The 24,919-nt window shown below is 42.7% G+C and carries 19 protein-coding genes, 1 pseudogene and 1 riboswitch; of the genes and pseudogenes, 14 read left to right on the top strand and 6 right to left on the bottom strand.

The genetic code is table 11. The features are described from left to right. Positions 1 to 96: 96 nt before the first annotated feature. Positions 97 to 1,896, bottom strand: coding sequence for a TonB-dependent receptor domain-containing protein (locus D7V32_RS05860; RefSeq protein ID WP_228200177.1), 1,800 nt, complete (start codon positions 1,894 to 1,896; stop codon positions 97 to 99). 194 nt (positions 1,897 to 2,090) lie between these two features. After that, positions 2,091 to 2,248, bottom strand: a riboswitch (cobalamin riboswitch). A gap of 234 nt (positions 2,249 to 2,482) precedes the next feature. Between D7V32_RS05860 and D7V32_RS05855 the strand changes: the two genes are divergently transcribed. The 9 genes and pseudogenes from D7V32_RS05855 to D7V32_RS17835 form a co-directional block, all read left to right on the top strand. Then, entirely contained in the window at positions 2,483 to 4,330 is a 1,848-nt protein-coding gene (locus tag D7V32_RS05855; protein WP_228200176.1) for a TonB-dependent receptor plug domain-containing protein, read from the top strand. A 45-nt stretch (positions 4,331 to 4,375) separates the two neighbouring features. Beyond that, complete coding sequence (locus tag D7V32_RS05850; protein ID WP_120401972.1) at positions 4,376 to 4,954, top strand: cob(I)yrinic acid a,c-diamide adenosyltransferase; 579 nt, start codon at positions 4,376 to 4,378, stop codon at positions 4,952 to 4,954. A gap of 365 nt (positions 4,955 to 5,319) precedes the next feature. After that, positions 5,320 to 6,039 carry a glycerophosphodiester phosphodiesterase gene (locus tag D7V32_RS05845; protein ID WP_120401971.1) on the top strand — a complete coding sequence of 240 codons (720 nt, stop codon included), beginning with the start codon at positions 5,320 to 5,322 and terminating at the stop codon, positions 6,037 to 6,039. A gap of 341 nt (positions 6,040 to 6,380) precedes the next feature. Beyond that, on the top strand, positions 6,381 to 7,547 hold the full coding sequence (locus tag D7V32_RS05840; RefSeq protein WP_120401970.1) for an acyl-CoA desaturase: 1,167 nt from the start codon (positions 6,381 to 6,383) through the stop codon (positions 7,545 to 7,547). A gap of 149 nt (positions 7,548 to 7,696) precedes the next feature. Continuing rightward, positions 7,697 to 9,142: a protein adenylyltransferase SelO gene (locus tag D7V32_RS05835; protein WP_120401969.1), complete on the top strand. Its 1,446-nt coding sequence runs from the start codon at positions 7,697 to 7,699 to the stop codon at positions 9,140 to 9,142. Between the two features lie 98 nt (positions 9,143 to 9,240). After that, positions 9,241 to 9,843, top strand: coding sequence for a L,D-transpeptidase family protein (locus tag D7V32_RS05830; RefSeq protein ID WP_120401998.1), 603 nt, complete (start codon positions 9,241 to 9,243; stop codon positions 9,841 to 9,843). 40 nt (positions 9,844 to 9,883) lie between these two features. Beyond that, a complete protein-coding gene (locus D7V32_RS05825; protein ID WP_171407588.1) occupies positions 9,884 to 10,219 on the top strand; it encodes an MmcQ/YjbR family DNA-binding protein in 336 nt (111 codons plus the stop codon). A gap of 225 nt (positions 10,220 to 10,444) precedes the next feature. Next, positions 10,445 to 12,364, top strand: a complete 1,920-nt coding sequence (locus D7V32_RS05820) for an acyltransferase family protein (RefSeq protein WP_120401967.1) — start codon at positions 10,445 to 10,447, stop codon at positions 12,362 to 12,364. A gap of 264 nt (positions 12,365 to 12,628) precedes the next feature. Further along, a pseudogene (locus D7V32_RS17835) lies at positions 12,629 to 12,877 on the top strand (IS30 family transposase); the annotation flags it as partial. Between the two features lie 49 nt (positions 12,878 to 12,926). Here D7V32_RS17835 and gltS read toward each other — a convergent pair. Next, entirely contained in the window at positions 12,927 to 14,132 is a 1,206-nt protein-coding gene (gene gltS, locus D7V32_RS05815) for a sodium/glutamate symporter (protein ID WP_120401966.1), read from the bottom strand. 396 nt (positions 14,133 to 14,528) lie between these two features. Between gltS and D7V32_RS05810 the strand changes: the two genes are divergently transcribed. The 3 genes from D7V32_RS05810 (at position 14,529) to D7V32_RS05800 (ending at position 17,090) form a co-directional block, all read left to right on the top strand. Next, complete coding sequence (locus D7V32_RS05810; protein ID WP_120401965.1) at positions 14,529 to 15,398, top strand: LysR family transcriptional regulator; 870 nt, start codon at positions 14,529 to 14,531, stop codon at positions 15,396 to 15,398. An 89-nt stretch (positions 15,399 to 15,487) separates the two neighbouring features. Next, positions 15,488 to 16,729, top strand: coding sequence for a D-amino acid dehydrogenase (locus D7V32_RS05805; protein WP_120401964.1), 1,242 nt, complete (start codon positions 15,488 to 15,490; stop codon positions 16,727 to 16,729). A 1-nt stretch (position 16,730) separates the two neighbouring features. After that, positions 16,731 to 17,090: a RidA family protein gene (locus D7V32_RS05800; protein WP_120401963.1), complete on the top strand. Its 360-nt coding sequence runs from the start codon at positions 16,731 to 16,733 to the stop codon at positions 17,088 to 17,090. 277 nt (positions 17,091 to 17,367) lie between these two features. Here the strand turns inward: D7V32_RS05800 and D7V32_RS05795 are convergent, their stop codons facing one another. From D7V32_RS05795 to baeS, 4 genes are all read right to left on the bottom strand, one after another. Further along, positions 17,368 to 18,723, bottom strand: coding sequence for an amino acid permease (locus D7V32_RS05795; protein ID WP_120401962.1), 1,356 nt, complete (start codon positions 18,721 to 18,723; stop codon positions 17,368 to 17,370). A 232-nt stretch (positions 18,724 to 18,955) separates the two neighbouring features. Continuing rightward, positions 18,956 to 19,468, bottom strand: coding sequence for a GNAT family N-acetyltransferase (locus D7V32_RS05785; RefSeq protein ID WP_120401960.1), 513 nt, complete (start codon positions 19,466 to 19,468; stop codon positions 18,956 to 18,958). A gap of 84 nt (positions 19,469 to 19,552) precedes the next feature. Beyond that, on the bottom strand, positions 19,553 to 20,239 hold the full coding sequence (locus D7V32_RS05780; RefSeq protein WP_120401959.1) for a response regulator: 687 nt from the start codon (positions 20,237 to 20,239) through the stop codon (positions 19,553 to 19,555). A 21-nt stretch (positions 20,240 to 20,260) separates the two neighbouring features. After that, on the bottom strand, positions 20,261 to 21,925 hold the full coding sequence (gene baeS, locus D7V32_RS05775; protein ID WP_120401958.1) for a sensor histidine kinase efflux regulator BaeS: 1,665 nt from the start codon (positions 21,923 to 21,925) through the stop codon (positions 20,261 to 20,263). 134 nt (positions 21,926 to 22,059) lie between these two features. Between baeS and D7V32_RS05770 the strand changes: the two genes are divergently transcribed. Then, on the top strand, positions 22,060 to 22,683 hold the full coding sequence (locus D7V32_RS05770; RefSeq protein WP_120401957.1) for a hypothetical protein: 624 nt from the start codon (positions 22,060 to 22,062) through the stop codon (positions 22,681 to 22,683). A 379-nt stretch (positions 22,684 to 23,062) separates the two neighbouring features. Then, the gene (locus tag D7V32_RS05765; protein ID WP_120401956.1) at positions 23,063 to 24,865 is read left to right on the top strand and encodes an acyl-CoA dehydrogenase C-terminal domain-containing protein; all 1,803 of its coding nucleotides are present in this window, start codon (positions 23,063 to 23,065) and stop codon (positions 24,863 to 24,865) included. The last annotated feature ends 54 nt before the right edge of the window (positions 24,866 to 24,919 follow it).

The raw sequence follows: 24,919 nt of genomic DNA, 5'->3' as shown, positions 1-24,919 counted from the left end.
AATGCAATTTTCTAGACTTGCGTGCATTTTCAGCATGAATACTGCGCAAAAGTAAAAAGCCCTGAATGATCAGGGCTTTTTGAATAATTGAACCAATTATTTCATTGCATAACGTAATGTCACCCAAGCGGTCCGACCATCTTGGTTATATAACGTGCTATTGCTGTAGTTAGTCGAATATTCTTTATCAAACATATTAGCAAGCTTGGCTTGAACACTGAATTCAGGCGTTGCTTGATAAGTAACTCGCGTATCTACTGTAGCAAATGAGCCCAACTCTTCAGTATTTGCAGCATTGGTATAACGCTTATCTTCTGCATGAACTGAAGCACCGACAGTCCACTTATCCATCGTATAATCAGCTGATGCATTAAAGATTTGCTTTGGTTTTAAGACCAGCTGCTTGCCATGAGCCCCTGCTGTCTCATTTTCAGGCTCTTGGTAGGTATAATTGATATTCCAAACAAAATCATTTAATTGCTGATTGAACGATACTTCAGCACCTTTAATTTTTGCTTTATCGATATTGCTTGGAACATAGTTCCCAGATGCATTTGGCGCCCATGCGATCATATTTTCAATTTCATTATAGAAACCATTGAGTTCCCATTGAACATTGCTGATCACGCCTTTAAAACCAATTTCATAGTTTTCAGACTCTTCTGGCACTAAGGTCGGGTTTTCACTTCCTGGCCAATACAAATCATTGAATGTCGGGGCTTTAAATGCAGTGCCATAACTGACATAAGTTTGTATGGCATCATTGAAGCGATATCCTAAAGTTGCGCTTCCAGTCGTATGATTACCAAACTGCTCATTATCATCCTGACGGACTGCACCTTGCACATCGATGTTGCCAAATGAACCTAGATATTGTGCAAAGTAAGCTTTGTTATCACGCTCTTTAACTGCATACGCTTGCGTGCCTGAAACCTCATCATTTTGATAATCAAAGCCAAGCATCAATGTATTTTGTTTATTCAAGTACAGTGTATTCAGCCATGATAAGCTGTCACGCTGAGTATTAATAACTGATGGATAACCATCACGGCTATCGAGTTTATCTTCAGATCGGCCTAACTTTAATCCTGTAGTCCATAGGTCAAATGGCTTGTAGGTCGCACCGATGCTGTAAATATTCTGCTCTATTTTGCTATGTACATTTTTTACATCTGCAGCCCAAGGTAAGTCTCTATTATCATATTCATTTTCACCATCAACCACTAAGACACTTGCATCAATATCAAATTGATCATTAAATTTATGCCCCATACGTAAAGATGCTGACTTATTTTCGTAGCCATCTTTATCAAGGTCGTAAGGCTCAGCAATATTTGTTGCATCAATGCCTTGGGTTTTGGTGCCCGCTAAACTCAAGGTTGCCCATGTATTATCGTGCTTAATATTTAGACCAGCATTGCTTTGATATGTTTCATGCGAACCATAGCTAAAAGATGCAAATGGTTTTATGCCATTTTGCGTGCCTTTACGTGTAAAGATTTGAATTACACCGCCAATCGCTTCTGAACCATACAAGCTGGAACGCGGACCACGCAGCACTTCGACACGCTCAATCTGATCAATTGGGAAGTGTTCAAAAGCCGTTTCACCAAGCGTTGCTGAACCGACCTTTTGACCATCCACCAAGACCAATGCATGACGGTTGCCTGTACCGCGAATTGAAACACTCGTAACTTTACCTAAACCGCCAGTATTGCTGTACGTTACGCCCGGCACAGTACGCAATAAGTCTTGTAATGAGTTAAATTGCTTACGTTCAATTTCTGCACGGTCAATTACAGTGACCGCGGCTAAGGTTTTTTGTGAGTCTTGCTCAACAATATTGGCAACGGTATTGGTAATGACTGGAAACTGATGAATTTGGTCCTCTGCCATAGCAGCAGATAGTGGAGATAAAATAAAAAGCGACCCGATAAGAGCCTTAGAGAAAGAATGCATGCTGTATTCCCCGAACGCACCGCCCGTGCGCAATAAAAGTGGATAACGCGAGGCGGATCAGGGTAAGCAATTGGCTTAGGCCTATAGAAAAGGCGCAGACATGCAATCCCGCTATAACGCCCGCCGCATTATGTATAGGTGTGCATCAGGCCGGTCTCCGGACTTACGTTCAGCATGAACGATTCACCGTTGCGGGGGCAGTGTCAGATTAAAACAGCAATAAGCCGTTCGGACTGACTTCCCAGTTTCACTTCTCAATTAAGGAAGCACCTGAAGCGCAGGCAGAGTAATTTCTGCGCCACAGCAAGTCAAGCTGAATATTCTGTAATGCAAATCTCAGATCGAGAAGATTGTTCGAATAAAAGGAGTTCACTATACTTAAACCCTTCACAACAGTTCGCATGGGAAGTTTCAACAACACTGCCCCCGCAACGGTGCGCAAGCAATGCCTTGCCAGTCCGATACCTGCATACTGTGTTCTGTCACCCAATCATTTACGTGGGGTAAATGTATGGAGTTTTGTATGCCTTTTCCTTTTCAGCCGACTGCGCTTGCAGCTGGCCTATCTGCCCTTTGTATTTTTAGCTCCCAAATGTCTGTTGCAGCAGATTCCATTGCACAGCCTAAAATGGACACCATTGTCGTGACGGCAACCCGCTCAGCAGAAAAATTAGAAAATATCCCTGCGCGTATATCCATTATTGAGCCTGCGGCGGTGGAGCAATCGCCTATTTCACAAATGAGCGATTTGCTGCGTAACGATGCGTCCATCAATATGGTGCAAAACGGCGGCTTAGGACAAGTGGCGTCCATTTTTGTACGCGGTACAGAGTCTGACCATACCCTCGTGCTGCGCGATGGCGTGCGTTTAAACTCTGCAACATCAGGCATGGCGCCATTACAGTTTTTAGATACCACTGATATTCAGCAAATTGAAGTGCTCAAAGGCCCTGCTTCTGTATTGTATGGCTCAGATGCGATTGGCGGTGTGGTACAAATTATTTCCAAGACACCAACGAAAAATACAGCCTTTGCCAGTACGGAAGTCGGTGAACACAAAACCTATAAAAGTATTATTGGCGCAGATGCCACAAAAAATGGCTATTACGCACAGATTCGAGGGCAACGCTTAGAATCAGATGCCACTAAAGTTTTTGATTTAGATGAACTGAGCACAGCCAGCTATGACCAAAAAGGCTGGAGTGCGAAAGCTGGCTCTAAACAAGAAAATCATGCTTATGCATTAGACTATAGCTCTAACGAAGGCCGCAGCTTTTATGTCAGCTGCAGTAATGAAGATAAAGACTATAACTGCCTGAACTACAGCAATGTCGCGCAAGACTTTAACAATGAAATGATCAACCTCCGTGGTGAAGTGCGTCTGTTACCTGCTTTAGAACTGCACGCTCGACTTTCTCAATTTAAAGATGAGCTAGATCAGGTCACTACCACCGACTTCACCCACAATAAAACCCAAGAAGCGGAAATTTATTCCAAATTTGAGCTGACGCCAAAGCAAACGCTTTTAAGCGGGATTACGCACCGTAAAATCAGCGGTGACATCGTGTCATATGGCACGGCCTATCAAGATGATAACCGCAGCACGGGTTATTACTTACAGCATCAATATCATCAAGATGGTCTTAATACACAGCTCGGAATTCGCCTAGAAGACGATGCAAAATATGGCAGCCATACCATTGGCCAAGCTGCAATTCGTCTGCAAGCTCTGCCGCTCACCAGCGTCTATGCCAATATCGGTACCGCATTTAAATCACCAACCTTAGATGAACGCTATAACAGCTGGTCAGGCAATCCGAACTTAAAGCCTGAGGAAAGCACTTCTTATGAAATTGGTGTCGATCAGAAACTTAATTATGGGCTAAGTAGCGGCCTGTCTCTGTACCACACCAAAGTGGACCATCTGATTGTGAATGGCCCTAATTACACCTTAGAAAACCTGAATACAGCGGTGTATCAAGGTGTGGAAACCTATCTGCAATGGCAAAATGGCGGATGGTCAAGCAAACTCAGCTATCATTATGTAAAAGCGCAAGATGATGAGAAAAAACAAGATTTACAGCGCCGACCACGTCAGAACTTAAGCTTGGCTGCCGGTTGGAGCAATGACCTTTATGGCATGAATGCAACCTTAAATGCCAAATCAGATGCTGTGGATTATCAGGCACGCAATCCCGGATATGCCACCCTTGATATGAGCGCATTTTGGAATATTAACCCCAACCTAAAAGTCTTTACCAATTTACAAAATATCGGTGATGTCGAATACAAAACCTCATCGTATGGTTCAGGTTTGTATTATATGAATGGCGGGCGTTTAGCCTCTATCGGCATCACTGTTAAATATTAATGCACATCACTTTATTCAACTTTTTATCAAAAATGGACAATTAAAATGGGCCACCGTTTAAGTAAAATTTACACCCGCACAGGCGACTCTGGTACAACAGGTTTAGGTGACGGATCACGTGTAGCAAAGGATGATTTACGCATTGAAGCCTTAGGAGATGTCGATGAACTCAATTCAAGCATTGGTCTCCTGCGCTCTCAAATTGCAGTCAGCAGCATTGCAGACAAAGCCGCTTGGGACAAATCACTTAGCCTCATCCAACACTGGCTGTTCGATCTGGGCGGTGAAGTCTGCATTCCAAACTTCAACTTGGTACAGCCTGTTTCTATTGAGTTTTTGGAAAATGACATTGACCGCATGAATGAAACACTGCCGATGCTGAAAGACTTTATTTTGCCATCTGGAACGTTGGTGTGCAGCTTTGCCCATCAAGCGCGCAGCGTGTGCCGCCGTGCAGAACGCCGTCTGATGGCAGTGCATAACCGTGACCAAAACATTCAAGCGCCGTCATTGCAGCTGTTAAACCGTCTTTCAGATTGGCTGTTTGTGGCATCACGTACATTACAGCGCGCCGAAGGCGGTTCTGAAGTGCTTTGGCAAAAGAATATTAACGACACGATTTAAATTCAGATCATTCTAAACCGTTTGATCTGCCTTTAAAAATGCGTCTTATACAATGTCTAATTCGCGACAGGCGGCAAGGATGCCGCCGTTGGGTAAAGGTTTCAGGGACGAACCTTTACCCAACAATAGATTTTTGTTACTTTTGATCTTTCAAAAGTAAAGGATCTGCCTCACAAATCAATTTAACTTTTCACAGAATTTCAATGCTGTAAAGGCATCATCCAATTGCCAGCTAATTTTTTTAGCACAAATTATACCCAATACGACCAATGAGGCTTTTGCTCATCCTATATTCATGCAACTGCTTTTGACTCTCATTTCTTTAGCGTTAAAATCAACTACAAACACATAACAGAAAAATCAGCATGATAATCATCGGACACCGCGGCGCACGTGGCGAAGCCCCAGAAAACACCCTTGCAGGCTTCCAATACATCCATGATCTTGGCATACGCGGCGTTGAATTTGATGTCCGCCAGCTTAAAGACGGCGAACTTGTGGTCATGCATGATGACAATTTTCTGCGCACAACTGGCATGGATAAGCCATTATATGAGCTAGACAGCACCCAGCTCACTCCATACAACCAAGCGCATATTTGGATGGACTGGGAAAAACAAATCACACCAAGCTTAATGCAAAGCCTAAAGATCATGCAGGACTTCAATCACTTAGAAATTGAAGTCAAAGCTGTCGAAACCGCTGAACAAGCCAATACCTTAATTACCGAGCTGCAAAAGCAGCTGCAGACCTTTGAACAAACTGCGGTAATCACCAGCTTTGACTTAAAAATCCATCAGGCCCTGCAGCAGCAGAATTCGGTATTTAAACGCGGCTTGCTGATTGAAGAAGATATTGGCACTTTAGCGATAGAACAGGCGCTGGTTTTAGGCTGCTGCCAGATCGGCTGGATGAATCAGCTCGCAACCGATGAAATTTTGCGGAAAACACAGCAAGCAGGCCTTAAAATAAGTGTGTGGACAGTGAATGATATTGAACGCGCCAAACACCTGCAAAGCTTAGGCATAGACGGCCTGATTACAGACTTTCCAAAACTGATGATGCAGCATTTACAGCTGGACTAAATAACCTTGTAAAACATAATGCTATGTCTCAGCATATAAACTGAAGTCATTAAAAATCCGACTAAAATACTGTGGAAAAAATGACCGCATATCCATTAATTTTACTAGGTGTTCCGTACATTTCAAGGCAATATAAAACCGCATCTAAGCCAGCAGCAGCAATGGATTGGAAATAAATTAAATCACAGTTTTATTCTGTTACTGTTTTGCACAATACAGTTGTGCAATAATGCTGTGAGCATGAGAAAGCTCATGCTAATATGCAGTTCTATTAATCCATAATCTATTTATGGTTTTTGTATTCTGATATACCTCCCAAGGTTCTAGGAGTTAAGCTGGCGATGACCGCTCCCCTACCCAAAGCACCAATCAACTGGATTGCCGTTTTTGCGCTGGTGTTCTTGCCTATCGTGGCAATCATTGCAATCCCGTTATATGCATACCGCCATGATTTTAGCTTAGCAGCCTGGATCAGCATGTTTGTGCTGCTTGGCTTCAGCAGCTTGGGGATCACGGCGGGCTATCACCGCTTATGGGCGCACCGCGCTTATGAAGCAACTTTACCCATGCAAATTGTCTTAATGATCATGGGCACATTTGCTGTACAAAACAGTATTCTGTTTTGGGCTTCAGGCCACCGTACGCATCATCGCCATGTGGATGATATTGATCATGACCCGTACTCGATTAACCGCGGTTTTTGGTTTGCGCATATTGGCTGGATGCTTCGTGACTATAAGTCTGGCGGCGCCAACTACAAAAATGCGCCCGATTTATTAAACAATAAATTAGTCATGTTCCAAGACAAATACTATGTGCCTCTAGTCATTGCAGTACATGCCGGGATTTTATTGCCAATCGGCTGGGCGGTAGGCGATATGTGGGGCGTATTGCTTTTAGGCGGTCTTGTCCGTTTAATCCTGAGCCATCACGTCACCTTCTTCATTAACTCGCTTTGCCACATGTGGGGCTCTCGTCCTTATACAGACGAAAATACCGCGCGTGACAACTTCATCCTTGCAATTGCCACTTGGGGTGAGGGTTATCACAACTATCACCATATTTTCCAATACGACTACCGTAACGGCGTGAAATGGTGGCAGTATGATCCAACCAAATGGTTAATTTGGACATGCTCTAAACTCGGTCTTGCAAAAAATTTACGCCGTATTCCAAGCTTTAATATTAAAAAAGCTGAACTTGCGATGAAATTCAAATATGCAGAACAAGATCTGGCTGTTTATGGCCTAAATATGACAGATGACATTGCAGCTGCAAAGCAGCGTATTTCACAGGAATACGATGCATTTTCGCAAACGCTGAATGACTGGGCTAAACTGAAAGAACAAGAAATTCAAGCAAAGAAAACTGCTGTTGCTGAAAAAATCCATCAAATGGATGACAAGCTTAAAGTTGAATTCCAATTGGTTGAACAGCGCCTGTCATATCACCGTGCAACCTTAACAACACTGATGCGCAACATTAAAAAGAAAACCGTCACAGACTAAAACGCTGCTGACTTATAAAGCCCCGCTCGGGGCTTTATTTTTGCCGCAATTTTCTGTTGCAGCAAATAGCCGTACAGATACAGGAATCTCTGACATCACCCTGCACTCTTTGCTATAGTTTCTGCAAAGATTCATTTTTAAAGACGACTATGCAGTTTAACCCGCGCTATAACACGCTTCCTTCCCGCCTCTATCACCATCAGCAGCCAAGCCCGCTTAAGGGAGCAAAGGCAGGACATTTTAATGCGGCGTTGGCGCAGCAGCTGCAATGGTCTGAAGAAGACATACAGCACTGGGTTGAAATCTGCAGCGGTCAAAAAACCTTTGCCGCCTTTGAACCTTTGGCCATGGTCTATGCAGGCCATCAATTTGGACAATGGGCGGGTCAATTGGGCGATGGACGCGGTTTACTGATTGCGCAGATTGTAGATAAAAATGGGCAAACCATCGACCTGCATCTTAAAGGTGCTGGCTCTACGCCTTACTCACGCATGGGAGATGGACGTGCAGTGCTGCGCTCGACCATTCGAGAGTATTTAGCAGGTCATGCGCTGAACAGCTTAGGCATTGCATCCAGCAATGCCGTGGGTTTCACCAGCTCTGAGCAAGGCGTACAGCGTGAAAAATTAGAACTGGGCGCAATGCTTCTGCGCACATCAGACTGTCATATCCGGCTCGGACATTTCGAATGGATCAATCAATATCAAGGCGATTTGCTGCCTGAATTCACTCAAAAATGCATTGAATGGCACTATCCTGAATGCTTAGATGCAGAACAGCCTGTTTTAGCTTTTGCTGCGCAAGTTGTGCAGCGCACCGCAGTAATGATTGCTCAATGGCAATTGGTCGGTTTCGCACATGGCGTAATGAATACCGACAATCTCAACATTACTGGCTCAACCCTAGATTTTGGCCCTTATGGATTTTTAGAGCGTTTCCGCCCAAATTGGGTCAACAATCACTCCGACTATCAAGGACGCTATACTTATCAGCAGCAGCCGAGTATTGGGCATTGGAACTTATGGCAATGGCTGAATAATCTGGTGCCGCTCTGCCCTGCCAGTTATAACAAAGAACAATGGAAGGAGGATTTAGCTCAATGCCTCGAGCATTTTGAACCGACTTTCTTAGAGCATTATAAACTCGGACTAAGTCAAAAAATGGGCTTGCCAAGTTTCCATAAAGACAGTTTTGACTGCGCAATGGCATTTTTACGTATTTTGCAGACCGAACAGCTCGACTACACACAAAGCTTTATCCGCCTGCAAGAAAAGCAATATGAACAGATTAAAGATGACTGCCTAGACCGCCGCGCATTTGAAAGCTTCTTCGCGATGTATGAAAATATCCGTGAGCTGCAAGATGCTGCCGAACTGGATGCACAAATGGCTTTGATCAACCCGCAATATATTTTGCGCAATCACATGACGCAAAAAGCAATTGAACTGGCGGAGCGTAATGATTTTTCTGAAGTTGAGCGTTTATTTGCATTGCTCAGCCAGCCATTTATCAAACAGCCTGAGCTCGAAAATGCTGCTGATTTAGAGCCGCTGCCTAGCGATGTTCCCGAAGTCATGGTCAGCTGTTCTTCTTAAAATTATACACAGCAGGATAAAATTGTGGATAATTTAGACATTATCCACAATTCAGAAATTGAAGCATAGTGAATGCATCTCAGCCTCAAAATCCAAATATTAAGAAAAAAATTGCAATTCTCAGCAGCTCAATTGTGCTTTGCATACTTGCGGCTTTTATTCTCTATCAAAAATTCGAAAAATTTCTGCCCACGTCATCCAATGCGCTCACTTTTCCTGCAGCATTAAATACTGCTCACATTCAGCAGATTCGCACCAACACGCCCATTGACAGTATTCAGGTATATAAAGGTCAGCGCTACTTAGAGTTAAAGCATCAAGATCAAATTATCCGCCGCTACCCCATTCGTCTTGGATTTGCACCGCTCGGACATAAAGTCCAAGAAGGTGATGGAAAAACGCCTGAAGGTTCTTATGTGATTGACTGGCGCAATCCCAAAAGCGCATTTTATAAATCGCTGCATATTTCCTATCCCAACATGGCCGATCAGCAAAAAGCTCAGCAACTGGACGTTTCCGCCGGCGGCGACATTATGATTCATGGTTCTGCCACCAGCCTGCAGATGAAAATAATTCCTCAGCTGAGAACTTATTTTCCTCAGAAAGACTGGACTTGGGGCTGTATCGCAGTCCGTAATATTGATATGGATGAAATTTGGCAACTGGTGAATAATCATACTGCGATTCACATTCATCCTTAGGCTTTAAATTTATTCGTTATTTTTTGGCTCAATTTCTATGATTTCATTACATGCTGCTGCAGCGAAGAGCGCTTTAGCTCTGCCCGAAGCCTCCATCAGTCAGCCTTTTGGTGATGGCTGTGATGTATTTAAAGTCATGGATAAAGTCTTTATGTTGAGTTTTCATTTGGAAGGCAAAGCTGTGATCAATCTAAAGGGCCTGCCAGACAATGGCGCCATGCTTAGAGACATTTATCCGTATATCCGCACAGGCTGGCACATGAATAAACAGCACTGGATTTCTATATTTGCAGATGAAGCATTGGAAGAAGATCTGCTGCAGGATTTGGTGCTGAATTCTTATGAATTGGTGGTGTCAAAGCTTCAAAGAAATTAACAATACAAAATCGGATTGCTCCGTCTAATATGAACACACTCCGCCAGAGCGACCCCACCACATATCAACATAAAAAACAATAACTTACAAGCAATAAAACAATACCAAACCAATCAAAATAATTTTAATATTTTTAACACGTTTCAAAAAATATTGAAATTTCAATCGATCATTCAACATTTAAGTTAGAATCACCCTCAAATTAAATGATTAGCTATTTTATTTATGCAATTTAGACATGATATCAATGGATTACGAGCCATAGCTGTATTGGCCGTTGTAATATTTCACTTTAACCCGCAATGGCTGACAGGTGGCTTCGCTGGTGTCGATGTTTTCTTTGTTATCTCTGGTTTCTTGATGACTGCCATTATTTTTAATGGCATTGAAAAAAACACATTTAATCTATTTAAATTTTATACAGCACGTGCAAACCGTATTATTCCAGTACTTGCGGCGATGATTATTGTTGTACTCATCTTTGGGTGGTTCTATTTAGCACCTGTTGATTATAAAGATTTAGGACGACAAGTCGAAAAAAGCTCTTTCTTTATGACCAATGTGCATTTTTCAAAAGGCGGTGGCTATTTTGATACTGCTGAGCATACTAAATGGTTATTACATACTTGGTCTTTGTCCGTTGAATGGCAATTTTATATTGTTTTCCCACTCCTTATTTTGATGCTTAAAAAATATTTAAGCCTTCATAATTTAAAACGCGTAGTACTTGGACTGCTCTTTACCAGCTTTATTTATTGTATTTATGCGACCTATAAAGACAGTAAAACTGCTTATTTTTTACTGACAAGCCGCGCATGGGAAATGCTGCTGGGCGGTTTAGCATTCCTTTACCCTTGGTCATTAAAAACCAAAAAATCACAGCTCATGATACAATGCTTAGGACTCATTCTAATTCTAGCATCATATATCTTTATCTCTAAAGATACGCTTTGGCCAGGTTATATGGCCCTCATTCCTGTCCTTGGTGCTTATTTAATTATTGTAAGTCAGTACCAACAGAATATTTTCATTAACAATCCTGTTTTTAGCCACATTGGTAAATGGTCTTACTCAATCTATGTTTGGCATTGGCCCTTGGTTGTTTTAGGTTTCTATTTCAGCCTCGAAAATTGGTGGATATATGGAATCCCGCTATCAATTTTATGTGGTTTCTTAAGTTATCACGGTATTGAAAAAATTAATTTCCCGCGCTATTCATCTTGGAAAGAAATTTATAAAGTGAAAGCGGTTTATCTCACTTTATTCCTATTAGGCTTTGGTCATTTCCTCAAATCTAATGATGGTGTAGATTCACGGCTTCCAGAAGCAGCTAAAATTGCGAATGCAGAAATAAAAAACGATAACCCTTATGATTGTGACAAACCCGAATTATACGAATGCGTGATCGGTAACCCTTCTAAAATTAAAGCATTGATTATTGGGGATAGTCATGCGAACTCTTTAATTACCTCTCTTTCTTCTGTTTTTAATTTGAAGTCAGACGGAATTATTGCCTTTGCTAGTTCTGCCTGCCCATTCATTCCGAATATGAATTTTTACGACAAAAAAAGCCATTGTCCTGAAATTAACCAACAGCGCTTAAACCTAATTGCATCCAAAAAATATGAAAATATTCCGATTGTTTTAGTTGCTAGATATCCAAGCTACTTAATTGGAGAAAATGATGCAGACCGTGTAAATCCACTCGAATCTATGCCTGCCGTTTACTTTGGAGCTGAGAAAAATACGTCTCAACGTGAATTATTCGCTTCGTTTAAACACAATTTGACACATCATCTGTGTCAAATTTCTAAGACAAATCCTGTATATGTTGTTCAACCCACTCCTGAAGTTGGTTTCAATTTACCGCAAAGAATCATTAAGAATGTATTTTACAACCGCAATGAAAAAATATTTATTTCACACAATGCGTATTTAGAAAGATCAGGAGAGATTCGCACAATCATTCATGAAAGTGCTACACAGTGTCAGGCCAAAGTCTTAGACCCTGCATTACTCTTATGTAAAGGAAATGAATGTATTTCTGAATATAAAGGACGCCCTATTTATCGTGATGGCGATCATCTCAGCGAGTATGGAAATAAACTTTTAATTCCAATGTTTAAAGAAGCCTTCAATCCATAAAATGTCAAAGTCTGCCTAAATGGCTTTAATCCCTTAAAGTCATTTAGGCCAATTTTAAAAAGTTAGGAGCTGTTGAGATTAAGCAGCAGACTCGTTTGGTGATTTGAAAATAGATACGATTGTTGCTAAGAAGCATCAGCAATCATTGGTCTCTATTGTAGATAGGAAGACAGGCTATTTATGACTGAAAAAGTGCAGCTCACGCCAGGCAGAGACAATTTGTCAAACAACCATCAGCCTTCTTGAGCCGATCAAAGATCAGCTCAAGAATTAGAAATAGACTGGTATTTCGCAGATCCTTATAGCGCTTAGCAACGTGGTACAAATGAAAATACCAATGGTTTAATCAGGCAATATATTAGAAAAGGCAGTGATTTAAGTGACTATACGGATGAATATATTTCAGAAATCACTCAACGCTTGAATCATCGGCCAAGAAAAAGACTCGGCTTTAAAAGTCCGAGTCGGGTATTATCGCAACAACAGGGTGTTGCACTTCAAATGCTAATCTAAGTTTATATTGAGTTCAAACAGACTGCTAAAGCCTTTGGGGAGGAAAGCTTTATGCCATTTTCTCAATGATGCTTAAAAAAGATTTAATGATAATGCTGTTTGAAATATCAATAATAAAACCGCCCACCATAGGTACAATTAAAAAAGCCTTGTGTGATGGTCCAAAGGTTTTAGTCACTGTTTGCATATTGGCAATTGCTGTAGGTGTTGCACCCATGCCAAAACCGCAATGTCCTGCACTGACAACCACAGCATCATAATCTTTGCCCATCAGATTAAACGTAATAAAACAAGCAAACAAAGCCATCACAACAGCCTGTACGATAATAATAATCAGCACTGGGCCAGCCATACTTGCCAGCTGACCAAAATTAAGCGACATCAGCGCAATTGCCAGATAAATCGAAAGCGCTGTGCTGCCCAGCACGTCAATCGTAGGCTCAGAAATACTTTTCTTGAAAACATAATTCAATATGTTTCTCAGGAGAATACCAGCAAATAGACACCAGACAAACGTGGGCAAATAGAATGCCGTATCTTTAGAAATATCACTGATATAGCTGCCAACCACAATGCAGCTGATCAGCATGAATACGGTTTCAATCACATTCTTTATGTTAATTTGTTTTTCAGCATTTGGAGCGGCCAAAGATTCTGCCGCTGAATGCGTTTCCGATGCAGTCAATTGCGGTGTTTTTACTTTTTTAATGAGATGACGCGCAATCGGCCCTCCCATTAAACCGCCAATCACCAATCCCATCGTTGCACAAGCCATTGCAAGTTCTAATGCACCCGCTACGCCATACTTTTGCTCTAAAAGCGGCCCCCACGCCCCTGCATTGCCATGCCCGCCTGAAAGTGTAATTGAACCTGCAATAAGGCCAATAAATGGATTTTCTTGCAGCAGCATTGCAACACCGACACCCACAAGGTTTTGCGTAAGAATCAGCAAGGTCACAATAAAAATAAGAATAAGCAAAGGCTTCCCGCCTTTTGCCAATTTAGAAAAATCGGAGTTCAAGCCAATAGATGAGAAAAAAGCAATCATCAGCAGATTCTGCAATGACGTATCAAATTTAAACGTATAATTGGTCATTTTATGAATGACGAACAATGCAATTGCCACGATAAACCCGCCTACAACGGCTTCTGGAATATGGTTATTACGTAAAAACTTCGTATGCTTGACTGTAAACATGCCGATTGCTAAAGCAAGGCAAGCCATAAATAATGTAAGGTTCGTGCTTACGATCATTTCTTTCCCTTTAAATTTACTAGAGTTTTTATAAGCTGAAGCCCACTGCTATCAAGCTTTATAGAAAATCTATTAGATTTATTGACCCAGCATTTATTCCATTCAGAACTGGCGGTTCATCCAACTCTTCATGTTCCAATACTGCTGTTCATCATTCATTTTGACAGAAAGCCCATGCAGCAAAAACAGCACATCGAACGATCCGAATTAACGTGTATTTTCGCACCCTGCTGAACTAATGCTTATACAGCCGTGTCAGTTGATGACTGATCCAATTGCATGAGTATTATTCCCTGCTCAGTTACCCTCAAAATTTCAGCCAATGTACAAGGCTTTATTGACATTAAGTAATGAATTCTAATAGATTGCCTATAACTATTGGTTATGTGAACTTTTATGAATCTTAGACACCTTGAAATGTTCTATTCAGTGATGCTTTTTGGGTCATTAACAGAAGCAGCCGCGTCGTTATGCATATCACAGCCAGCGGCCAGTAAACTGCTTAAACATGCAGAGCAACGTCTTGGTTTTGCACTATTTAAGCGTGTAAAAGGCAAGTTGCAGCCTACTAAAGAGGCCTATATTCTGTATGAGGAAATTAAGCCAATTTATGACAAAATTAATGAGCTGAATAAACTGACACACAATCTGGCAAAGAATACCAAAGGTCAAATAACCCTCGGATGTTTGCCCAGTCTAGGTTTGAGTCTAATACCAAAGTTGACTGCCCAATTTTTAAAGAAATATCCTGGTGTATTTGTAAATATCGGCACAGACCACACCCAAGCGCTGGAACAAAAACTGCTGCAGCGCGAAATTGATATTGCAGTTACATTTCATCCGCACACGCAGCACGGCATTATTGCCACACCAATTTTAGAAATACCGCTGGTCTATATTGACTCTCAATTTGTCCGTGCAGATCAGGATATTCATTTAATTGATGAGAACCGATGGATTCAGCCAGATTCTGACTCACTCATGCAAGTGGTAAAAAAATATCGGACATTTAATAAAAGCATTATCAACGTGCAAACCTATTACATGGCTGGCGAACTGGTACGCCAAGGCATCGGCTGCAGCATTACCGATATCTACACCGCAGCTTATTCACTGCCGAAAGAAATGATTCATCAAATGAAACCGCGCCTGTACACCACGATTTACATTTTAAGAAATGCCAATGTGAGTACAACCAAAGCGACCGAAGACTTTATTGAGCTGATCAAATCAGAAATTGGGCTTATTACCCCATCAATTAACTAAAAGTTATGACCAGTATTTAAAAACTCATTTGTTAAAGCGGTTTGCTTCTTTTTTAATAACCTTGTTTTTTGGATAAATAGCATGGAACAATGAAAAAGCATGTAGCCGTTATTGGCGGTGGAGTAATTGGTTTAAGTACAGCTTACGCACTTATTCAAGCCGGCCATAAAGTCACGATCATTGAAGCAAATGATCAGGTCGGATGCCAAACCAGTTTTGCAAACGGCGGACAGTTAAGTTACCGATATGTTGCGCCTTTAGCTGATGCAGGCGTTCCATTTCAAGCACTTCAATGGCTTGGAAAAGCACATTCTCCATTAAACTTTAAATTGAATGCCTCACCTTTCCAATGGTCTTGGCTGCTGCAGTTTTTAATGGCGTGCAACCGTAAAACCAATATCACAAACGGCAACCACATTTTACGTTTATCGCTTTATAGTCAAAGCATTATGTCAAAATGGCGTGATCAGCTTGATGATTTTTGCTGGGTAAAATCAGGCAAAATGATCATTCACCGTGATGAATATGCTTTTAAAAAGGCTGCATCCGGAATCGACCCTCAAGTCCAAAAAGCATTGAATCGTGATGAAACCATTGCGCTTGAACCATCATTAAGCGGTATTGCCTCAGAATTAGTCGGTTCAATTTATACCCCGGATGATGAAACAGCAGACTGCTATAAATTCTGTCTGGCACTGTATAAAGAATTAGAAAAAAGTGCTGACTTCAGCTGCCTTTACACACATAAGGTGACTGACTTCATTACTGAAAGTAACCGTATTCAAGCAATTGAAACCAATCACGGGCGTATCGAGGCCGATGATTTTGTTGTCGCTGCCGGCAATGGCAGTACCGCTATTTTAGATATGGCAGGTATTTCCGTACCTGTATATCCGTTAAAAGGCTATAGCCTAACTTTACCGTTCCCGCAACAAAATAATATTGTTCCGAACATGAGCGTGACGGATTATGCGAATAAAATCGTATATGCAAAATTAGGTAATCAGCTTCGCATTGCTGCCATGGTCGATATTGGCTATCAGCATGTGGATATCCGCAAAAACCGTATGGATGCCTTGAAAGAAACGGTTCGTAAAACCTTCCCTGATTTAGCCGGTGTCGATACAGCTCAAGAATGGAGCGGCTTACGCCCTTCTACGCCAAAAGGCCCGCCTATTTTAGGCCGCACGAAGTACGCAAATTTATGGTCAAACATCGGCCAAGGCAGCTTAGGCTTTACCCTTGCAGCAGGCAGCGCAATGGTTATCAGTCAATTAATTAGCCAAGCAAAATCCCCAATTGCTTTAGATGGTTTATCTTTGGAGAAATAAAATGAGTAACGATATTCAACGTATTGGCGCAAATGCACGTTTAGCTGGCTGTGTTGTACATAACGGTTTAGTGTATGTTTCTGGCCAAGTGCCAACAACTTTAGACGCAGATGCTAAACAGCAGACTTTAGAAGTTTTAGCAAAAATTGATGCTTTGTTAGAACAGGCTGGCAGTGACAAAGGTCAGATTTTAACTGCTCAAATTTGGATTAAAAATATTGCTGAAGACTTTGCTGCATTCAATGAATGCTGGGAAGCGTGGCTGCCAGAAGGCGCTGCTCCTGCACGCGCTGCATTACAAGCAGACTTAGCGCGTCCTCAGGTTCTAGTCGAAGTTATGCTCACAGCAGCTGTTAAATAAGTCTAAATCAGCTGTTTTCAGCGTATAAAGATGATTTAACAACAAGCGCGAAGCTCAGGTTTTTCCTGAGCTTCGCGCTATTTCATTGAGTATTTTGGTCATTCGCTTTCACAATGTACAACGCTCTGTTTTTTACTTGCGCGTCATTCAGTTTTTTAAAAACAATGGAATACTTAAACTTCACACATCATGAATTGCTATGTATCAGCATCGTTCATTCACCGTATTAAAGCGTGAATTCTGTATTTGAAAAGGCTCATCCCTAAACCTTTTTATTTTAAGCCTTCCTCGCCTGCATCACTTTAAACAGCACAAACAACAGCAATATCCACACAGGCTGCATCAGCACCGACAGCATAAAACCCTGCATCCACATGATGTACAAAATCATCAGCATGAATACTAAGACGAAGTAGTTGGTAAACGGCGCAAATAAAGCCGGAAACTTAGTTTGAATGCTCTGCTGCTGCATCGCTTTTCTAAACTTCAAATGAATCAAACTAATCAAAATCCAGTTCAATACCGCAGCACTGACCACAATATAAATCAAATAGCTCAAAGCTTTTTCAGGCAAGAAATAATTCAGCAGCACACAGCCAAAAATCAGCAAGGCTGAACATAAAACGGCCGCAATCGGTGTACCCTGTTTATTCACCTGCTTAAATGCTTTTGGCGCATTGCCCTGTTCCGCTAGGCCCAGCAGCATACGGCTATTGGCATACATACCGCTGTTACAGACCGATACTGACGCCGTCAAAATAATAAAGTTTAATAAATGCGCCGCCCAAGCAATGCCCATCTGATTAAAAATCATTACAAAAGGACTATGCTCCAAACCGCCAAGTTTCAGCTGATTCCACGGCACTAAAGACAGCAGCACCGCCAATGAACAGATATAGAACAGGAATACACGAATCACGGTTTGATTGACGGCTTTAGGAATGTTTTGATCAGGATCTTCCGTTTCTGCTGCTGCCATGCTGATCAGTTCAATGCCGCCGAAAGCAAACATCATAAAGGCCAGCATATAAAATAAGCCTTCAAAACCATGCGGAAAAAAGCCGCCATGCGTCCATAAATTGCTGATCGAAGCGGTGGAACCGGCCTCTGCCGTCATCAGTAAATAAACACCGAAAATAATCATGGCAACAATTGCCACGACTTTAATCATCGACAGCCAAAATTCAGACTCTGCATACAGTTTAACATTGGCTAAATTGGCCAGCGTGATCACTGCAAAAAACACAAGAACCGACACCCATGCAGGCACATGCGGCCACCAGTAATTGACATATTTGCCAATCGCGGTCAGCTCGGTCATCACCACTAAAATGTAGAGAATCCAATAGTTCCAGCCCGTGAGAAAGCCTGCGAATTTGCCCCAGTATTTAAAAGCAAAATGGCTGAATGACCCTGTTACTGGCTCTTGTACAATCATCTCACCCAATTGGCGCATAATCAGAAAAGCAATCATGCCGCCAATCAGATAACCCAAAATAATTGAAGGCCCTGCTGACTCAATAATATGCGCTGAGCCTAAGAATAAACCCGTCCCAATTGCTCCGCCCATAGCAATTAATTGGATATGGCGGTTCTTTAAACGGCGCTGCAGTTTGGGCGTTTCACTGTTCAAAACAAACTCTCATCATGTATAACATGGCGAATTGTAATAGTTTCGCGGCATTGAACCTAGATCATTCATTAAAAGCGCAGCTGAAAATAGTCAAAAGCCTGCCGTCAAGCATTATCAATTTACTGTTAAGTCAGTCATTAATATTAAACAGGCAGACTTCAAAATTTTCTTTGAGCATTCAAGATAACAAAGCAAATTTCAATCTCAATATGCTCCATCACTTAGATTTGCACTAATTCTCTGCATGAAAGGCAGCATGATAAGTCACGACACCTTCCGGCATACGCTTTACAAAGGAAATTGCTTGAAAATATTCAGGCGGCACATCAGGCAAAATCAGCTGTGCTGAAGGCTCAAAGCCAAAGCGGGCGTAGTAGTTCGGATCACCCAGCAAGACACATCCATTCGCGCCAATGTCTTTAAGCCGTGCTAATGCAGCCTGCATCAGCTGTGTGCCTATGCCTAAGCCTTGCAGCTCAGGCAAGACCGAAATTGGCCCTAAGCCATACCACCCTTGCGCGCCATCAGAAATGTTTACTGGCGACACAGCGACATGTCCAGCTAGACTGTGCGTATCTGTATCTTCCGCAACCAGCGATATTGTCAATTGCTGTGCATTTCTCAGCTGATTCACAATAAAGTGCTCTGTATGGCTTGAGTGTTCTGCATTTAAAAAAGCAGCCTTTGTGAGCGCTTCAATGACTGGAATGTCATCCAGCGCTTCGTCTCTAATCTTTATTTTCATGCTGTGCTCCTGCAGCAGCCTTTGATCTAAAAAAAGCGGATATGTTTTACACTCATCCGCTTTTCACCATGACTTTAAATAAAATCAATCTTCAGGATATTCAAAACGGTAGCCTACACCATACACCGCCTGTATCCACTCATGACGGTTACCTGTTTCAGCTGCTTCAGAAATTTTACGGCGCAAATTCTTAATATGGCTGTCAATCACACGGTCTGCCACATCAAAGCTGTCAGGATTAATGTGATCCAGCAGCTGCGCACGTGAATAAACCTGTCCCACATGCTCTAAAAAAAGCTCAAGCAAACGGAACTCTGTCGGCGTTAAATTCAAGGACTTTTGCTGATACCAAATCCGCTGCTGACCTTTATCCATACGGAATAAATCGTTGCTTTCAGGTTCAGCCTTACGCTCTAAGCGGCGTAAAACAGCCTGTACACGCGCAACCAGCTCTTTCGGGCTAAACGGTTTGCAGACATAGTCATCTGCGCCCATATTTAAGCCCAATACGCGGTCAATTTCTTCTGTACGCGCAGTCACCATAATAATTGGAATATCCGACTGCTCACGCACTTTACGGCAGATGGTTAATCCATCCATACGCGGTACCATCAAGTCTAAAATCATCAGGCTCGGCTTACGCTGCATAAAACTGTCATAAGCGTCCTGACCATCATGAAACATGCTGACCTCTAAACCAGCAGCTTCCAAATAGTCACGCACCAGCTGTGCAAGTTCAACCTCATCTTCTACCAGCATGATATGTTTCATGAATGCATCTTTCCTTTCAAATTAAATGTTTTTGGGAAATGTCAGCTTGCAGCGCAAACCGCCCAAAGGCGAATGCGCAAAGCTCAACTGACCGCCCATGGCTTGTGCAATTTTTCCAGAAAGCGCTAAGCCTAATCCTGTACCGCCAGTACTGCGCGTACGCGAGTCATCCACACGGTAGAAACGCTGGCCTAAATTTTCCAGCTGTTCATCGGTCAAACCAAATGGGCTGTCATCAACATACACCGTCCATTCCTGTGCATTTTGCTCAGTATGAATCTGCACCTGACCGCCAGCTTCAGTATAACGTATGCTGTTGCCCAGCAAGTTCACCATAATTTGTTTAAAACGGTCTATATCCAATTGTAATTCAGCGCCCTCACCATCAGCATCGACAGTCAAGCCTGCTTGCTCAAATTTGGGTTTGAAGTTAAATATTTCCTGTTCAATCACCCGCCAAGGGTCTACATCCGCCAAATAGCATTTCAGCTGCATGGCTTCTGCTTGCGCCAAATCGGCCAAATCCTGCGTCAGTTTTTTCAGGCTGCTGACCTGATTCAGCATAGATGCAAAATGCTCAGGTGTCGGCTTGCGAATACCATCCTGCATCGCTTCAATTTGCGCTTGCAGTACAGCAAGCGGTGTTTTCAATTCATGTGAAGTATCGGCCACCCACTGACGGCGTGAAGTTTCATGCTGATCCAAAATCACAGCCAGCTGATTCAGCTCATTAGATAAATCACCCAGCTCATCATTACGGTTCACTTTGACCTGATACTGATAATTTCCCTTGGTCAATTCACGCGTACCATGCAGCAAACGCTGAATCGGTTTTTTAAAATAAGTCGCCATCAGCAAAGCTGCAATTAAACTGCTGATAATAGTTAACATGTAAACCAAAAACAAATAACGCTTTTGATTGCTGAAAAAGTTGATACTGACAGCATCATCCTCTTCCAAAACGGGTTTTAAGCCCAAATAGCCCACGATTTTATTGTCCGCAATAATTGGACGGTAAGATATTTGCGTATCCGATGGCTCACCGACAATAAACTGCTTCTTCGCATCATACAAAGAAAGGCGCGAGCTCAGTCCTAAACGGTCAGGCATCGAAATAAAGTGTTTTTTTCCAGTCTGATTGTGCTGCAGCACAGGGGCATGCGCTTTGTTCTTATCCTTAGGGTCAGAAGGACGGAAAATATTTTGATTAGCACTGAGCGGAAACTTCAAACCTTCAAAAGGCTGAAACGCTGTAGGTAAATTCTGTTCAATAAATTTCAAATCTTGCGCTTTTTCATCGTTCAGCATTTCATTCGAGGCATTCATTGCCGCGCCTGCCGTCACCAACGAGTGCTCTTTAAAATAGCGCTGCTGCAAAGCAATATCATATTGACGGCGCAGCCACCAGCGCGACAGCCGGTCATAATCATCAGGGCCAGCGTCGCCTTCGATTTGCAGAATTTGCGCCTGAATCGCATTGCCCCAGTCATGATAAACATCATAGACATCAGCCAAATTGCCCATTAAGCCATCCAGCTTTTGCATTTCTACATCCGCAACATATTGAGTAAAGTTGCGCTGCATGGTCCAGTGAAGCACGCCTAAGCTGACCGTTGTGATGACTAAGGTCGTCAGCAGTACAGTCAAAAATAAACGTAAGGCAATAGGCACACGGCGGATATTCAAAAGCAGCGTCTCAATTTTTCTTCTATTTCATTATTGTAGCGAACACTGCTTTAAAAAACTCTCCATTGTTTCTTCATCTTTATTATTTAATCTTATCCTAAATAATGAAATGCAGCTGCTATGGGGTAAACACAATGAAAATGATGACTAAAATGGCATTGATCAGTGCAAGCGTACTCAGCATGGGGGCTTTAACAGCCTGCCAATCGACCAATGCGCCTCAAGACAATAAACACAGCCGGATGATGAAAGAACATCATTCGGAACAAGCCCGCAAACTCACGCCAGAACAGCAAGAAGCATTCCAAGCCAAACGTGCTGAACAGCGCCAATTCTTGGCTGATGTAAAAAAAGCCTGTGACGGCAAAGCTGCAGGAACAGCAGTACAGTTAAAAACAGGTGAGCAGACAATCAGCGGCACATGCACCATGAGCTTTAAAGCTGACCGCAAAGCCATGAAACAGGAAATGCAAAAAGCGCATGCGGAACATAAACCAATGCGCGGCGAGCACCGTCCAATGCAAGGCGAAATGCGCGGCCATATGCAGCGCGGCGAAGTACTGACCGATGCACAGCGCGCGGAAATGGTCAAACAGTTTGATCAGCGCCTTGCACAGCGCCAAGCTCAGCAGCAAGCCATTGCTCAAGCCTGCCAAGGCAAAGCCAACGGCTCAGCTGTACAGATTAAAGCTGGCGAACGCACCATTGACGGTAAATGCGAAGTCCGCTTTAAACCGGCAGCACCTGCAAAAGCATAAGCCGCACCTGCTCCTAAAGCGCTCTATGAGCGCTTTTTTGCTGCCTGCACATTTGTACTCTAAACCTGCTCTGCAGATGCATTTTCAGCTAACATATTGAACTGCCTTGCAATCGTTTCAAAACACCGACATAAGTTTTTACGTTTTTGACCATATGTGTCATGTGAAAAGCGCCAAAACTGTTTACACTCTATGTACTTAGCTATTTCAAGAAAAAAATTTTTGACTTTACAGTCACCAAGAAATCACCTCGAAATGCTTGTACCTTAGAATAAGATGTTGCACGATTAAGCCATTCAAAAACGTATCAATGACGATGCGATTAACAATGTTATCTGGATTATAACGCTGGTTGAAACCAGTATTGAGGAAAAACGATATGCCACAATACAAAGCGCCCTTACGTGATATGCAATTCGTTCTGCATGAACTTTTAAACGCAGAAGGTCACTATGCAAGCTTGCCTGCATTCTCTGAAACCGTAAGCCGTGAATTGGTCGATCAGTACCTGGAAGCTGCTGCTGATTTTTGTGAAAATGAACTTTCTCCTTTAAACCAAGTTGGCGACCGTGAAGGCTGTACTTGGAACGACGGTGTTGTCACAACGCCTACTGGTTTTAAAGAAGCGTATCAAAAATATATCGAACTAGGCTTCCCTTCTCTTTCTGCAGATGAAGAGTTCGGCGGTCAAGGCTTGCCTAACTCTTTAGGCATCACAATTTCTGAAATGGTCGGTACTGCAAACTGGTCATGGGGCATGTACCCTGGCCTTTCTCATGGCGCAGTGCGTACTTTAGAGCACCACGGTTCTCAAGAACAAAAAGACGCTTACCTGCCAAAACTTGTTTCAGGCGAATGGACAGGCACAATGTGCTTAACAGAGTCTCATGCAGGTTCTGACCTCGGTATTATCCGTTCTAAAGCTGAACCTCAAGCTGACGGCAGCTATGCAATCTCTGGCGAGAAAATCTTTATCTCTGCCGGCGAACATGACATGGCAGAGAATATTATTCATATCGTTCTTGCACGTCTTCCTGGCGCGCCTAAAGGCACCAAAGGCATTTCGTTATTCATTGTTCCTAAGTTCAACCTCAATGCTGACGGCACTGCAGGCGAACGCAATGCTGTACGCTGCGGTTCAATCGAACACAAAATGGGTATCCATGGCAACGCAACTTGCGTCATCAACTTTGACAACGCAAAAGGCTTCCTGATCGGCCCTGAAAACCGCGGCCTAAACTGCATGTTTACATTCATGAACACAGCGCGTATCGGTACTGCTGTACAAGGTTTGTCTGCTTCTGAAGGTTCATTCCAAGGCGCGCTTGCATATGCAAAAGACCGTCTGGCAATGCGCTCTTTAACTGGCCCTAAAGCGCCAGAAAAAGATGCTGATCCAATTATTGTGCATCCTGCTGTACGCAACATGCTGCTAACGCAAAAAGCATATGCAGAAGGCGGCCGCGCATTGGTTTACTTACTGGCTCAGCACGCTGACGTTGTTGAAAAAGGCGCAACTGAAGAAGAACGTAAATTCTCTGACAACATCCTGTCTTTGCTTACACCAATTGCAAAAGCATTCTTAACTGAAACGGGTTCAGAATCTGCAAAACACGGCGTTCAAGTATTTGGCGGCCACGGCTTTATTTCAGAGCACGGTATGGAGCAAATTGTACGTGATACACGTATCTCTTGCTTATATGAAGGTACAACTGAAATTCAGTCTATCGACTTGCTAGGCCGTAAAGTGTTGGGTACGCAAGGCGCAATGTTGAAAGACTTCACCAAAATCATTCACAAATTTGCCGAAGCGAATAAAGACAATACCGCTATGGCTGAGTTTATTGCGCCTCTAGCAGCGCTGAACAAAGAATGGGGCGATTTGACAATGCAAATCGGCATGAAAGCGATGCAAAACCCAGATGAAGTAGGCGCAGCTGCGGTTGACTACCTATACTTCTCTGGCTATGTAACACTTGCATACCTATGGGCTCGTATGGCGCTTGTCGCTCAAGAAGCGCTTGCTTCAGGCACAACAGAAGTAGACTTCTACAATGCGAAAGTAACGACTGCGCGTTTCTACTTCAAGAAAATTCTGCCGCGTGTCCGTTCACATGTAGACGTAATTGCAGGCGGTGTTGATCCGCTGATGACTTTAGATGCTGAACACTTCGCATTCTAATTTGAATATCTGCAGCATATTCAAAAAATTGTACTCTTGAGTACAGAAATAGAG

The sequence above is a fragment of the Acinetobacter tianfuensis genome (assembly GCF_003611465.1).
Taxonomy (GTDB): Bacteria; Pseudomonadota; Gammaproteobacteria; order Pseudomonadales; family Moraxellaceae; genus Acinetobacter; species Acinetobacter tianfuensis.
Note: the sequence above shows the minus strand (reverse complement) of the source record. Positions and strands in the feature narration are given on the sequence as shown.